We start from the raw sequence: 13709 nt of genomic DNA, 5'->3' as shown, positions 1-13709 counted from the left end.
CGCCGCTCAGATGAACATCGCCCTGTTTCTTGAAATGGCGGCCGATGCCGCCCCCGACCGCATTGGCCTGGTCTGCGATGGCAAACGCTGGAGCTATGCCGAATTGCTGGCGGGCGCGCGCGGTGCTGCAGAACTGATCCGCAAGAGCGGCTGCGAGCACGTTGCGCTGCTGGACGAGAGCAGCGAGGCCGCCGCCATGGCGCTGTTCGGCGCCGCGCTCGCGGGCGTGCCCTATGTGCCGCTCAACTACCGACTGGCCGACGCGGATCTCGCCGCGTTGCTCGACCGGATCACGCCTGCGGTCATCATCGGCGATACCGCACGCGTGAAACGACTGTGCCCTTCGGACAGCAACACAGCATTTTCCCGCGCCGAATTCGTCACGGCTGCGCTCGATCGCAGCGCCGATGCCGCGACCGAGGGCGATGAGGGCGAAGGCATCGCGATCCAGCTCTTCACCAGCGGCACCACCGCCGCACCAAAGGCCGCCATCCTTCGGCACGCCAATCTGGTCTCCTATATTCTGGGCACGGTCGAGTTCGCTTCGGCGCCCGAAGAGGATGCGGCTCTGGTCAGCGTGCCGCCCTATCATATCGCGGGCATTGCCGCGCTGCTGAGCTCGATCTACGCGCAACGCCGCATTCTGATGCTCCCCGCTTTCGACCCCGCCGCCTGGCTCGACCTCGCCTCGGCCGAGGGCGCAAGCAATGCCTTCGTCGTACCAACGATGCTCTCGCGCATCATCGACGCGATGGACAAGGGGCACAGGCCCGACATGTCGTCGCTGCGCGCGATCGCCTATGGCGGCGGAAAGATGCCGCTCGAACTGATCCACCGTGCGCTCGATCTGTTTCCCGACACGGGCTTCACCAATGCCTACGGCCTGACCGAGACGAGCTCCACTATCGCCCTGCTCGGGCCCGACGAACACCGTGCCGCGCATGCATCCGACGATCCCGTTGCGCGCGCGCGGCTGGCCTCGGTCGGCAGGCCGCTGCCCACCGTCGAGATCGAGATCCGCGACGAGGACGGCAGGCTACTGCCCGCCGGCGAGCGTGGCGAAATCTATGTCCGCGGCGATCAGGTTTCGGGCGAATACAAGGAACGCAGCGCACTCGACGCACAGGGCTGGTTCCCTACGCGCGATGCGGGCTGGATCGATGAGGAAGGCTATCTTTTCCTCTCGGGGCGCGCCGATGATGTTATTGTGCGCGGCGGGGAGAACATCTCCCCCGGAGAGATCGAGGACGTGCTGCTGACGCACCCCGCCATTGCCGATGCCGCCGCGGTGGCCATTCCCTCACTCGAATGGGGCGAAGCTGTGGGCCTGACGATCGTCGTTCGCGAAGGGCACCTCCCCCCGCACGAGGACGAGCTCAAGGAACTGGTTCGCGCTCGCCTGCGATCCTCGCGCGTGCCCGAAAAGATTCTGTTCGCCGATGCCCTTCCCTATAACGAAATGGGCAAGCTTCTGCGGCGCGAGGTCAAGAAGCTGTTTGCGGGGTGACGTGAACGCGCCATCCGCCATCCCGCTTTCCGGCTGGGCGGATGCGCAGTTGACGGCTCTCGCGGTGTTGACCGGCTCTCGCGGCATTGCCGCGCTTTCAGGCGCCACGCTGCTCGGCGAGCGCGCTGCACTCAACGGGTTTTCGATTCCGGGGCGCGTTTCCGCCGGTGGAGGCTGTCAGCTGTTCGAGGCCCGCGAAGGGCATGTCGCGCTCAACCTCGCGCGCCCCGACGACCGTGAACTCCTGCCTGCGCTCTTTGGCGATGCCACGGTCGATGGCGATGACGACGAGGCGATTGCATCACGACTGCGGCAGGAGCGCGCGGAGGAAATCGTTGCGAAGGGGCGCGAGCTGGGCCTCGCGATCGCCTGCCTCGACGAGCAGCCCGTGAGCCCGGCGCTTGCTGTGACCGCACGCGGAATCGCAACCATTCCTGCCTCCCGCCGGCCGCTGGTCGTGGATCTTTCATCGCTCTGGGCAGGTCCGCTCGCCGCGCATCTGATCGGGCTTGCCGGCGCCGAGGTCATCAAGATCGAAAGCCGCAACCGTCCGGACATGATGCGTGCCGGGGATCCAGCGCTCTTCGCGCGGCTCAACCAGCACAAGGCCAACGTCGCGTTCGATCTGCGGGATCCACCAGATCGCGACGCGCTGGTCGCGCTCATTCGCCGTGCCGACATTGTCATAGAAGCCTCCCGTCCGCGTGCGCTGCTTCAGCTCGGTATCGATGCTGACGCATTGGTGCGCGAAGTTCCCGGGCTCGTCTGGGTAACGATCACCGGCCACGGCATCACAGGCGACGCAGCGCAATGGACCGGATTTGGCGATGACTGCAGCGTCGCCGGTGGACTCAGCGCGGCCCTGTTTGCTGCCACGGGCACGATCGGCTTCGGAGGCGACGCCTGCGCCGACCCACTTACCGGCATATTAGCGGCGCGAGCGGCGCTCGAACAGCGCCAGCGCGGCACGGGGGCGCGGCTGATCCTGTCGATGAGCGCTGTGGTCGCCGAGGCTCTGAAGGTTGAACGCAACACTTACGCGAATGCGCTGGACAGGACGCTGCAGCGCTGGGCGGCCGGGCGCGGCCAGCCCTTCCCCGCCCTTGCCGCGCGCCCGACAGGGCCCGTCGCGGCGCTGGGCGCGGACAATGCGGCATGGCTCACTCAGTGCCCGACATGCTGATCCGCAACGCCGAAATCTGGCAGCACGGGCGTGCGGATGTCCGGATCGCGGCCGGAAACATTGCAGCGATCGGTGAACTGCAGGCCGTTGAAGGTGAAGATGTGATCGACGCGCGCGGCGGCGCACTCCTGCCCGGGCTGCACGACCATCATCTCCATCTGGCCGCGCTCGCCGTCGCGCGCGCCTCGGTGCGCTGCGGCCCGCCCGAGGTGAACGATGCCGCCGCCCTGACATACGCGCTGTCGCTACCCGGCGAAAACTGGCTGCGCGGAATCGGCTATCATGAATCCGTGGCCGGGATGCTCGATGCAGCCACGCTCGACCGGCTTGCGCCCGATCGACCGGTACGCATCCAGCACCGTTCGGGGCGCATGTGGTTCTTCAACAGCATTGCGCTCGCGCAACTGCTCGAACGCGCGCCCCCGCCTCCCGGCCTCGAGCGCGAGGGAAGCCGCTGGACGGGCCGCCTGTTCGACGAGGACCGCTGGCTGCGCGACACGCTCGCCGGCGCCCCGCCAACTTTCGCGGAGATCAGCGCCGAACTGGCGGCGATGGGCGTCACCGGGCTTACCGATATGTCGCCCGGAAATGACGTGAACATGGCCGCCCATTTTGCGGGGGAGCAAGTGAGCGGTGCACTCCGCCAGTGCGTCGTGCTGGCTGGGTCTTTGGCGCTGGCCGATGCGCGGTTCGATGCGGCGCTTTGGCTTGGGCCCGCCAAGCTCCACCTGCACGAAGCGGCGCTGCCCGACCTTGAAGAGACCGTGTCCTTCATGCGCGCGGCGCACGCGCAGGCGAGGTCCGTTGCCATCCACTGCACCACCGAGACCGAGCTGGTCTTTGCACTGGCCGCGCTGGAGAGCGCCGGGTCGATCGCGGGAGACCGGATCGAACATGCGGGCGTCGCCCCCGACCATCTGGTCGCGGAAATTGCGCGGATGGGCCTGCATGTGGTCAGCCAGCCGCACTTCATCGCCGAGCGCGGCGATCAGTATCTGCGCGATGTCGACGCGCGCGATCAGCCGTTCCTCTATCGCCTTGCAGCATTCCAACGGGCCGGCATTGTCCTGGCTGCGGGAAGCGATGCGCCCTTCGGCAGCTGCGATCCCTGGGCAGCGATGCGCGCGGCGGTTTCGCGCCGAACGACCAGCGGCGCTGTGATCGGCTCCGACGAGGCGCTGCCCCCCGAAGGTGCGCTGGCGCTTTTTCTCGCTGACCCGTTGAGGCTTGAGAGGGAACGTCGCATCGAAACCGGAGCGCCCGCCGATCTTTGCCTGCTCGATCGGCCATGGTCCGAAGCGCGCACGCGTCTGCAGTCAGGCGATGTGAGGCTGACGCTGGTCGGCGGATCAATCGCCCACAATCGCGTCGATCAAGCCCCAGTCTAGCGCGGTGTCGGCGGAGATCCGTCTGCCCGACAGGATCATCAGCGCAGCCCTTTGCCGCCCGATGCGCCGCGATACCGATACGCAGCCGCCGGCGCCGGGCAGCACGCCCATCGCAAGTTCAGGCAAATGGAACCACGCGTGCGAGCTTGCGGTGATCCTGCGCGCAAAGGCCGCCATTTCCAGCGCCGATCCCACACAGCCACCCTGAACGTGCACCTCCAGCTTTTCCGCGCATCGAACAATCGCGTGCGCAGGAAGCGTGTGCGTGCGGATGACATGCGCGGCGACGGGATCGCGCGTGGTCCCGAATTCGGCAAGGTCCGCGCCGACCGAAAAGACCTTGCCGACTCCGCGCAGCACGATGCGCCCGATGCCGGGATCGAGCACGGCCAGCTCGAACGCCTCGCGCAGTGCATCGCGCAGCTCACAGTCGATCGCGTTGTTCGCATCGGGCCGCTCGATACCGATGTCGAGCACGTCCTCGTTGCGCGTGACCAACAGCTTTCCCGGAGGCATGGGCTCGGCCGAGCATGAAGCCATCCACCCGGCATGGCCGCGACCGCTCTGCAACAGGCCATAGGCCATGGATTCGGCGACCAGCGCCTGCGCAGGGTCGAGCTGCTCGATGAGGCGCAGCAACTGCACCACCACCAGCGCCGCTTCGGGCTGGCCGCAGACATTCTCGATCAGCGCGGCGCTCGCAACCGGCGGCTCGACAATGGCATCAAGCTGCGCGGCCAGCGGATGACTGCTATCCCCCACGCCGATCAGCGGAAATGGTGGATGAACTATCGGAGCGACGTCATCGCCCGCCACATCGAGGTCGATCACGCCCAGCGGCCTGATCCCGTCCGCCCAGGGCAGGACGAGCGTGCGCGGCTCGATCAGGAAGTCCGACGTGGTCACGAAGGACCGCTTACCGCGCGGTGTCTGCTGCGCCTACTCCTCATCGCCAAATCATCGTGGCTGCGTTGCAAAGCCTTGTGGCCATCATCGGCAGGCTGCGTCACTATCCGACCGAAAGGGGGGGGACTGGTGGCGAGCCTTCAGGAACTTGGCGCGGCCGCACTCCAACGCGATCCCGCGCTTCGGGCGATTGAATTCGAGCATCGCTGGCATGACTGGGGTGATCTCCGTCGCGTCGCCGAAGCCGTGCAGAACGCGCTGGATGCTAGCGGCATCGCTCCCGACGCGCCCGTGGCGTTCGTGCCCCGCAATCGACCGGCGTCGATCGCGGCGCTGCTCGGCCTGATCGCGCAAGGGCGCAGCATCCGGATGATCTACGCCTTCCAGTCGCCCGTCGGCATTGCGCGGGACATTGAGCGTCTCCAGCCAGCCGCGGTCATTGCCGATCGCGAGGATCTTTCGCCCGAGATATGCGACACGCTGACACATGAAGGTCTCCCGGCGGTTGCGCTCGAGGGAATGACGGCGGGGACGCTTCCCGGCTTCGAAAGGGCGCGCTTTGTCAATCAGCCGACAGCGCCTGCTGAACCACAGATCGAGATCCTGACCAGCGGCACCACGGGACCGCCCAAGCAGTTCGCGATCTCCTATCGCCTGCTCGAACAGCATTTCCTCGCCAGCCCATTGGCGAAAACGCAGGGCGACAATCCCGAAGCGTCCCCGCCCTTTCTGCTCTTCTTCCCGCTTGGCAACATCTCGGGCATCTATTCGACGCTGCCGATGATGATGCGGGGCCAGCGCGTCGTGCTGCTCGAACGCTTCAGCGTCGCAGGCTGGCGCGACCATGTCGTGCGCTATCGCCCGGTGCATTCAGGATTACCCCCTTCATGTGTGCAACTGGTGCTCGATGCCGATATCCCGAGGGAAGATCTCTCCTCGATCAAGACAATCGGCACGGGGGCCGCGCCACTCGATCCGACGGTGCAGGCGGCGTTCGAGGACCGCTACGGCATCCCGATCCTGCTGTCTTACGGCGCGACCGAGTTTGCCGGCCCGGTTGCCGCGATGACACCCGACCTCCATGCCGAATGGGGAAGGACGAAGCTCGGCACCGTTGGTCGCGCGATGGCGGGCGCACAATTGCGAGTCGTCGATCCGGAAACGGGAGCGGCTCTCCCGCCCGGCGCCGAGGGACTGCTCGAAGTCATTTCCCCGCGAATCGGTCCCGACTGGATACGCACGTCCGACATCGCGATGATCGACGAGGACGGCTTCCTGTTCCATCGCGGCCGTGCCGACGGCGCGATCATGCGCGGGGGGTTCAAAATTCTCCCCGAGTCGGTGGAGCGCGCGCTGATGCTGCACCCCGCAATCTCGGAGGCTGCCGTGACGGGCATATCCGACCACCGGCTCGGGCAGGTCCCGGCGGCCGCGATTCGCCTCAAGCCCGGTTCCGCGGCTCCTGGAACCGACGAGCTCGAAGCGCATTTGCGACGGCATGTTCTGGCCACGCACATTCCAGTCAAGTGGCTGTTTTGCAACGATATACCAAGAACTCCGTCGCTCAAGGCGGACCGCCCGGCATTGCGCCGCCTTTTAGAGGCTGACCCCTAGTTATGCGCCAGCGCCGATCACAAAACCGAGAGCGCCTCATTTTTTATTGACAGCGACCCTCTCCTTAGTGAACAACCCTGTTCATATAAGAAGGAGAGGAAGCATGGCTCTGGTCGAGTCCAACAAGGCAAAGATTGCCAAACGGGTCATTGAGGTGCTCGAGTTCTTCGACGATGAGCATCCGCAGGCAACGGTCATGGATATCGTTCGCCGCTTCGATCGACCCCAGTCGAGCACGTCCGAACTTCTGTCGAGCCTCGTGGACCTTGGCTTGCTCTACAAGGATCCGTGCTCTCGCTCCTATTCGCCGACCCCGCGTGCCGCGATGCTTGGCTGTGCCGTGCAGCCGGGTATGGTGCGCGACGGCCGCCTCACCGGCCTGATCGACCGGCTTTCTGCGCAGACGGGCCTCGGCATCGCCGTGTTCGGCATGGTTGGCCTCAAGGCCCAGATCTACACTTGGCGCCCTGGCAAGCGGCCCGTACGCACCTCGGGTCCAGCCGGTTTCAGCGGCGGCCAGCAGGAGCATCTTTCCGATTCCGCGGCCGGTTGGCTGCTGCTTTCAACGGTTGCCCAGCCTCGGCGCGACGGCATGATCCGCCGCCTGAACGCCGAAGCCGCGCCCGAGCGCAAATTCTCGTTCCCCGACATGGCGGCGCACGTGCAGCAATGCCGGGAACTCGGATACGCCAGCGGCGTTGCAGGGTTCGGGTCGATCGCGGATGTGACCGCGGTCCTGCTTCCTGGTCTTCCTGAGAACCAGCCGCTCGCGATCGGTTTCGTTTATGAGCCGTCCGACCAGATCGACCCATCGACGTTGCTGCGAAGCCTGACCGACGCAGTGGGTCGGTGCGTTGACGAACAGAACCCCGCGCCCGCCAGCGTACAGCCGCTCTTCAACGCAGCCTGGACCCCGCAGCTGGAGAAGAAGCATGGCTGATAATGATACCAAGGAAATGGCCAGCAGCGCGCGCAAATACTGGTCCGCCGAAGGCTATACCGAAGGCGGCGTGATCCGCGAAGTTGACTATGCCTCGCAATCGGGCGGTCTGAACCCGATGTTCGAGGGCATCAAGATCGTCGACACCGACACGCACATCACCGAGGCGCCAGACCTCTTCACGTCGCGCGCACCAGCAAAGTTCAAGGACAAGGTGCCTTACGTGAAGCTCGACGCCGATGGCGTGGAGCGCTGGTATGTCGGCGACCGCAATTTCGGTTCGATGGGCGGCAACGTCATCCGCAAGGACAACAACAAGCTCCTGGGTCGCCTCGCCTTCCCCAAGCTCGAGCAGGCGCATCCGGGCGGCCACCTGATCAAGGAACGGCTGCAGGCGATGGATGACATGGGCGTTTACGCCCAGATCGCCTTCCAGAATTCGGGCGTCACCCAGGCCGGCTCGCTGATGTCGCTCGGCGACCCCGAACTCGCGGTCGCTATCGTGCAGATGTATAACGATGCCTCGGCCGAATATCAGCAGGTGTCCGGCCAGCGCATCTTCAACATGGCGCATCTTCCTTTCTGGGACCAGAAGGAGCTCGAAAAGGAAGCGCGGCGCTGCATCGACATGGGCCTCAGGGGCTTCGTCCTTCCCGACACGCCCGAGCGCGTCGGCGTGCCGAGTTTCATGCACGATTACTGGACGCCGTTCCTCGAGATGTGCGAGGCCTCAGGCACACCGCTCAATTTCCACCTGAACGCCGCAATCGATCCCAACACACTGACTTGGGAAGGCTTCGGCTTCGAACAGACCTTGTCGGTGGTCGCGACGATGTTCTCGATCGGCAATGCCGCAACCCTGGGCAACTGGATGGTCTCGGGTCGTCTCGACCGCCATCCCAAGCTCAAGATCGGCCTCATCGAAAGCGGTGCTGGCTGGGTGCCCTTCGCGCTCGAAGCGCTGGAGCATCAGTTCAACGAGATGCTGCCCATCAAGAAGGGTCTGCTCCACAAACGGCCGTTCGAATATTTCGCGGACCATTTCTGGGTCACCTTCTGGTTCGAGAAGATCGCGCCCAAGCAGCTGCTGGAGACCATCGGCGTCGACAAGGTGATGTTCGAGACGGACTTCCCGCACCCAACCTCGCTCTATCCGGGCGTGCAGGAGCATCTGGTGGATGTGCTCGGCGGCTATGACCGGACTATCCAGAAGAAGGTCCTCCAGGACAACGCGGTAAAGCTCTACAACCTGCCCTTCTAAGGGCTCGGGTCTTATCCGAAGTGGGGTCGCCGGATGCCACGGGATGACTACGGGATAAGGGACCTGCCTTCGCTCGAGGGCGTCATCGGGGAACCGATGGAGTTTGTCAGGGCGAAGGTGGGTCCCCAATTGAACGGCGCGATGAAGGCATTTATCGCGCGTTCTCCCCTTCTTTTCGTCGCCACGATAGACGCCAGCGGGCATGTCGACGTCTCGCCAAAGGGTGATCCCGAAGGCTTTGTCGAGGTCGACGAGGACGGCAATCTCCTCATTCCCGAGCGTCTCGGCAACAGGCTGACCTTCGGCTTCAGGAACATTCTCGACAATGGCGAGATCGGCCTGATCTTCGTCGTTCCCAACCAGCGAGAAACGCTTCGCGTGAAGGGCATAGCGACGCTCCACAACGACCCGGCAGTGCTCGAGCGGATGCAGGTCGGCGGCAAGCCCGCGCTGCTCTACACCTATGTCGACGTGAAGGAATGCTTCTTCCATTGCGGCAAGGCGCTGATCCGGTCGAAGCTCTGGCAGCCCGACGCCTGGAACGGCGACACCCGTTCGATCGCCGCACGCCAGTTCGCCTCGCCGCGCGTCCCCGACGAGGAGGGTGTTCGCAGGACCGAGGCGGCGCTCGAACATTCCTACAAGGACGAGCTTTACTGAGCTGTGGGCCTGATGAAGAGCGCTATCTGCTATCGACCCGATATTGGCTTTCGCCGTTCAGGATTTCACGACCCGGACAATTGATCGGGTTGCGGAGCGCAGGTGTCAGCTGCGCTCCACCTGTTTCAGGCCGCCGCGCGTTCGGCCGCGTGCTTTTTGAACATTTCCATGACATCGCCCGACGTCACCGGACGGGTCTCGGCGGTTGGACGCGCGCCGCCCGAGGACTTGGGGGCGGTATCGACATGTTTGGCCTTGGCCCGCGCACGGCAGGCGCCGACGGTCATGTCCTCGCGCTTGTTGTACTTCGCGAAGTCGTCGAAGCGGAACCAGCGGATGGCGTTGCCATGCGTCACCTTGTCGATCTGCGCGTTGGTCAGGTGCTTGACCGTGTCCCACAGATGCTCGGGCGTCTCGGGCCAAAGCGAGTCCGAATGCGGATAGTCGCATTCATAGGCGGCATTGTCCTCGCCGACGGCTTCGAGGTTCTGCAGGCCGTATCTGTCGTCGAAGAAGCAGTGCAGGAAGTGCCGCTTGACCATCTCGCTCGGCTTCATGTCCTGAAAGCGCGAATGCGTCCACGCCTTGTGCCGCCAGTTCGAGAAGTCCGCGCGCTCCATGAAATACGGCACCCATCCAAGGCCGCCCTCCGCAATGGAGATCCGCAACTCAGGGTAGCGATGAAGTTCCTCGAGCTGCAGCCAGTCGGCCAGCCCTTGCGACACGGAGAGCGGCATGGTGGATATCCATGCCTCGATCGGCGTCTCCATCGAAGCATGCGGTGCCGGATTGCCCGTGCCGATATGCAGCGCGATCGTCAGGTCGGTATCCGCGATCGCCTTGAACATCGGATCCCAGTAGTCATTGTGGATACTGGGCAGGCCCTGCACCGTCGGGTTCTCGTTCATCACCACCGCACGGAAGCCCTTGGCGGCGATGCGGTGGATTTCGGCAACCGTCGCGTCCATGTCCCAGGTCGGCATGATCCCTATCGGGATGAAGCGGCCGGGATAGGCCATGCACCATTCGTCATAATGCCAGTCGTTATAGGCCTGCATGTGCCTCAATGAGAGCTTCTTGTCGGGCGCCTTGTGGAAGGTCTGGCCGTCAAATGCGATCGAGTTGCCGAAGCACATCGAGGCCGCGATGCCGTTCACATCCATGTCGTCGATGCGCGCATGGACGTCGTAACAGCCTGCACGGAGCTGATCGAGCGAGGTCGGCTCCATGCCATATTCTTCGAACGGACGGCCCACGACCGCATTGAGCCCGACCGAAGGCCGGATGCTGCCCTGATAGGACCAGAAATTCTTGCCGTGCTTGTCGGTGTTTAACTTGGGCGCGCTCTCAAGGAGTTCCCCTGAAAGCTGATTGTCGAAAAGCGTAGGTGGCTCGCAGATGTGATCGTCGACGCTGATCAACACCATATCGTTCATGTCCATCGCATCTCTCCTTGCTCCGGTACAGATATGATTGTCAGCGGTCCCGCTTACCGGAGCGTGCGGAATCCGAAACTTGCTCCGTCGAAATGGTCCAGCGGCTCGGGCGATCCCGCGCCGAAGTCGATGATTTTCCCGATCCTTTTGGCCACGGCCTTGTTATCGGGTTGGAAGGTATAGCAATTGGGCGGCATCCGGCTGGCGTCGGACTGGCGCTCCATCGGTATGATGCGGCCATGGGCAAGGATAGCCCCCCATTGCAGCAGGCGCGCGGCCTCGCGTTCGGGCTCCATCAGCGTCTCGATCCAGCCCCGCAGCTTGAACAGCGACGTCCCCGCAATCGCGGAGGGCGCGGTCACGATATCATCGCGATGCCCGATCCTGTGGACAAGCGCCCCGTCGCGCCGGATCTCGGCGACAACACAACCATCGACCGGATCGCAGACGAGTATGTCGAAGCGGGTGGGCGTGCTGTCTCCCGCATGCGCTGCAGCCAGCACGGCGAGGTCGTACAGGTGCGTGCAATTGGCCTGTTTCTCGCCGCGCGCTGCGACATCCGCAAGCGCAACTCCCGTGAAGGTCGCTTCGAGTACCGCAGGCGCGCCGGGGCACGTCGTCCAGGGTGCACGGTCCATGATGGCACCCACCCCGGTCACCTTTTCCCCGTCATGATGCAGTGTGACGGCCATACAGTGATAGTCGTCCTCGACTGCGGCGGTCACGCGGCCGGCGACAGGCGAGACCGCGAAGCGCCGGCGAAAGCCGGGCAGTGCCTCGATTTCGCCGATAGTCATGCGCCTAATCCCTGGTCAGCAGCAGCGCCGCCGCCATCGGGCCGCCACCCGAGGTCGCAATGGCAACCCGCGGATCGCCCGCGATCTGCCGCGCGCCGCCGTCGCCGCGCAGCTGGACCACCGATTCATAGGCGAAACCGAAGCCGTGCAGACGGCCCCAGCCGAGCTGGCCGCCGCCCGTGTTCATCGGAAGCTCGCCATCGCGCGCGATGCGCTTGCCCCCTTCAAGGAACTGCCCGCCCTCGCCCACTTCGCAGAAACCAAGGCCTTCGAGCCAGGTGATCGGCTGGAAGGCGAAGCCGTCATAGAACTGGACGGTGTCCACGTCCTTGGGCTTGTAATCGGTATTCTTCCAGAGATCGCGGCCAGTCGGATAGGCACCCGCCCATTCGGCCTGATCCCAGCTATAGCGCTCAACTGAACCCGCGCTCGCCGCGATGCGGATCGGGGTTGCCTTCACCTCATCCAGCGCATCGCCCGCCGAGACGATCACCACCGTTGACGCGTCGGTGAAGCGATCGCAGTCATAAAGGCAGAAAGGCGTGCTGATCAGCCGCGCGGACATATATTCGTCCATCGTAAGCGGCTTCTTGACGATCGCGCGCGGGTTGAGCGCGGCATTGGCGTGGTCGTTAAGCGCGACCTGCGCCAGTTGCTCGCGCGTCAGGCCATAGCGCTTCATGTGCCGCATCGCGAACTGCGCGGTCCAGTTGGCCGCCGAAAAGGCACCAAAGGGCGAAACCCATTGCGAGTTGCCCGACACGTCCTTGCGGCGTTCGAGCGGAGGAAATTCCTCGGGCCGGGCGAGTGCCGCGGCCTCATAGACCGTGCGGAAACAGATGACGTGGCGCGCCAGTCCCGCCTTCACCGCATTGGCGGCCTCGGCGATGGCGCCAAGCTGCGCCGTCGCCTCCGCCGCACCGATATGCCAGCGCGTCTTAAGCCCAAGCACCTCAATCAGGTCGTCCGAGCTGACCGGAGAGAAACCCATGAAGGTCTGCATCTTGCCGGGATAGGTCGCGACGCCGTCGATCTGGTCGAGCGTCAGCCCCGCATCGGCAATGGCTTCCCTGACCGCATCGAGCGTCAGGCCGAGCGCCGAGCGCGTCAGGCGTACGCCGACTTCGGACATGCCAATGCCCGTAATATATGCCTCTTGCGCCACGCTCAGCCCGCCTTTTCGAACAGGGGAAACCAGATTCCGTCCTGCTCCTCGAACACGACGCGCACGCGGTCGTCGATGTCGACCGCATCCACCGGGCAGTTCACGATGTTGGTCGTCAGGTAGACGCCCGGCGCGTCGTCGAGCTTCACGCGCGCGATGACGAAGGGCACTTCCATGTCCTTCGCCCAGGCCTGGTGGTTGACGGTATAGGTATCGACCACGCCCGTGCCTGCGACCGCATGGGGCGCGACATTTTCCGACTGGCAATGCCGACAGATTTCGCGCGGCGGATGGATGAAACCGCCGCAGTCATTGCACTTGGCGATATTGAGCTTGCCCTCCGCGCCGCCCGTCCAGAAGGCGCGGTTTTCATTGTCCAGCCGGGGACGCGAGCGTTGCCAGGCCATGATCAGACGTCCCACACCAGATTGAGCCGCTCGATGCCGATCACATGACCGCCGTGGAAGACCGCCGGGTTGTCGGGATCGAGCCTGAATTCGGGCAGGTGTGCCAGCATTTCCTCGTAGAGCACCTGTATCTCGACCCGCGCCAGGTGCGAGCCGAGGCAACGGTGCGGGCCGACACCGAATGCGATATGCACGTTGTTCTCGCGGTTGAGATCATATGTGTCAGGCTGCGGGAACTCGCTGGCGTCGAGGTCAGCCGCGGGAAGGAACAGCTTGACGCTCTCGCCGGGCATCATCTTCGCGCCCGCGAGATCGACTTCCTTGCGGACGATGCGCATCGGCACCGTGAAGGTGTAGCGGCGCAGCATTTCTTCCGACGCTTCTGCAATCAGCTTCGGATCGGCGCGCAGCTTGCGCTGCAGTTCCGGATCCATGGCAAGGCCAC

At 64.4% G+C, this 13709-nt stretch carries 13 protein-coding genes; 7 read left to right on the top strand and 6 right to left on the bottom strand.

The window, feature by feature from the left end; genetic code table 11:
• Positions 1–10 precede the first annotated feature (10 nt).
• From MKI88_RS01235 to MKI88_RS01225, 3 genes are read left to right on the top strand one after another with little or no spacing between them, the layout of a single operon-like run.
• Positions 11–1507 (top strand): class I adenylate-forming enzyme family protein, encoded by a 1497-nt coding sequence (locus MKI88_RS01235; protein ID WP_241628685.1) that lies wholly within the window; start codon positions 11–13, stop codon positions 1505–1507.
• A gap of 1 nt (position 1508) precedes the next feature.
• A complete protein-coding gene (locus tag MKI88_RS01230; RefSeq protein WP_241628683.1) occupies positions 1509–2690 on the top strand; it encodes a CoA transferase in 1182 nt (393 codons plus the stop codon).
• Positions 2663–4078: an amidohydrolase family protein gene (locus MKI88_RS01225; protein ID WP_348636227.1), complete on the top strand. Its 1416-nt coding sequence runs from the start codon at positions 2663–2665 to the stop codon at positions 4076–4078. Before MKI88_RS01230 ends, MKI88_RS01225 begins: the two co-directional genes overlap by 28 nt.
• Here MKI88_RS01225 and MKI88_RS01220 read toward each other — a convergent pair.
• A complete protein-coding gene (locus MKI88_RS01220) occupies positions 4040–4984 on the bottom strand; it encodes an enoyl-CoA hydratase/isomerase family protein (RefSeq protein ID WP_241628681.1) in 945 nt (314 codons plus the stop codon). The two genes, MKI88_RS01225 and MKI88_RS01220, sit on opposite strands and share 39 nt — an antisense overlap.
• Positions 4985–5113: 129 nt before the next feature.
• On the opposite strand from MKI88_RS01220, the gene MKI88_RS01215 reads away from it, so the two are divergent.
• The 4 genes from MKI88_RS01215 (at position 5114) to MKI88_RS01200 (ending at position 9459) form a co-directional block, all read left to right on the top strand.
• A complete protein-coding gene (locus MKI88_RS01215) occupies positions 5114–6598 on the top strand; it encodes a class I adenylate-forming enzyme family protein (RefSeq protein WP_241628679.1) in 1485 nt (494 codons plus the stop codon).
• A gap of 103 nt (positions 6599–6701) precedes the next feature.
• On the top strand, positions 6702–7538 hold the full coding sequence (locus tag MKI88_RS01210) for a helix-turn-helix domain-containing protein (protein WP_241628677.1): 837 nt from the start codon (positions 6702–6704) through the stop codon (positions 7536–7538).
• On the top strand, positions 7531–8799 hold the full coding sequence (locus MKI88_RS01205) for an amidohydrolase family protein (RefSeq protein WP_241628672.1): 1269 nt from the start codon (positions 7531–7533) through the stop codon (positions 8797–8799). Before MKI88_RS01210 ends, MKI88_RS01205 begins: the two co-directional genes overlap by 8 nt.
• 33 nt (positions 8800–8832) lie before the next feature.
• The gene (locus MKI88_RS01200; RefSeq protein WP_241628670.1) at positions 8833–9459 is read left to right on the top strand and encodes an MSMEG_1061 family FMN-dependent PPOX-type flavoprotein; all 627 of its coding nucleotides are present in this window, start codon (positions 8833–8835) and stop codon (positions 9457–9459) included.
• 125 nt (positions 9460–9584) lie between these two features.
• Here MKI88_RS01200 and MKI88_RS01195 read toward each other — a convergent pair whose 3' ends face one another.
• From MKI88_RS01195 to MKI88_RS01175, 5 genes are all read right to left on the bottom strand, one after another.
• Positions 9585–10901, bottom strand: a complete 1317-nt coding sequence (locus tag MKI88_RS01195) for an amidohydrolase family protein (protein ID WP_241628668.1) — start codon at positions 10899–10901, stop codon at positions 9585–9587.
• Positions 10902–10948: 47 nt separating this feature from the next.
• A complete protein-coding gene (locus tag MKI88_RS01190) occupies positions 10949–11692 on the bottom strand; it encodes a DUF2889 domain-containing protein (protein ID WP_241628666.1) in 744 nt (247 codons plus the stop codon).
• Between the two features lie 4 nt (positions 11693–11696).
• Positions 11697–12863 carry a thiolase family protein gene (locus tag MKI88_RS01185; protein ID WP_348636229.1) on the bottom strand — a complete coding sequence of 389 codons (1167 nt, stop codon included), beginning with the start codon at positions 12861–12863 and terminating at the stop codon, positions 11697–11699.
• Positions 12860–13264 carry a Zn-ribbon domain-containing OB-fold protein gene (locus MKI88_RS01180; protein WP_241628662.1) on the bottom strand — a complete coding sequence of 135 codons (405 nt, stop codon included), beginning with the start codon at positions 13262–13264 and terminating at the stop codon, positions 12860–12862. Before MKI88_RS01180 ends, MKI88_RS01185 begins: the two co-directional genes overlap by 4 nt.
• Positions 13265–13266: 2 nt before the next feature.
• Positions 13267–13709, bottom strand: a 443-nt coding sequence (locus tag MKI88_RS01175; protein WP_241628658.1) for a cytochrome P450, incomplete at its 5' end; no start/stop codon positions are given.

Origin of the sequence: Sphingomonas sp. LaA6.9 (assembly GCF_022601895.1) — a bacterium.
GTDB lineage: Bacteria > Pseudomonadota > Alphaproteobacteria > Sphingomonadales > Sphingomonadaceae > Sphingobium_A.
Note: the sequence above shows the minus strand (reverse complement) of the source record. Positions and strands in the feature narration are given on the sequence as shown.

Bases quoted from the DNA above. Each gene is read 5' to 3' on its own strand.
- MKI88_RS01190 (WP_241628666.1), bottom strand. From the start codon at position 11,692: ATGACTATCGGCGAAATCGAGGCACTGCCCGGCTTTCGCCGGCGCTTC.
- MKI88_RS01180 (WP_241628662.1), bottom strand. From the start codon at position 13,264: ATGGCCTGGCAACGCTCGCGTCCCCGGCTGGACAATGAAAACCGCGCC.
- MKI88_RS01210 (WP_241628677.1), top strand. From the start codon at position 6,702: ATGGCTCTGGTCGAGTCCAACAAGGCAAAGATTGCCAAACGGGTCATT.
- MKI88_RS01235 (WP_241628685.1), top strand. From the start codon at position 11: ATGAACATCGCCCTGTTTCTTGAAATGGCGGCCGATGCCGCCCCCGAC.
- MKI88_RS01200 (WP_241628670.1), top strand. From the start codon at position 8,833: ATGCCACGGGATGACTACGGGATAAGGGACCTGCCTTCGCTCGAGGGC.
- MKI88_RS01195 (WP_241628668.1), bottom strand. From the start codon at position 10,901: ATGGACATGAACGATATGGTGTTGATCAGCGTCGACGATCACATCTGC.
- MKI88_RS01205 (WP_241628672.1), top strand. From the start codon at position 7,531: ATGGCTGATAATGATACCAAGGAAATGGCCAGCAGCGCGCGCAAATAC.
- MKI88_RS01225 (WP_348636227.1), top strand. From the start codon at position 2,663: ATGGCTCACTCAGTGCCCGACATGCTGATCCGCAACGCCGAAATCTGG.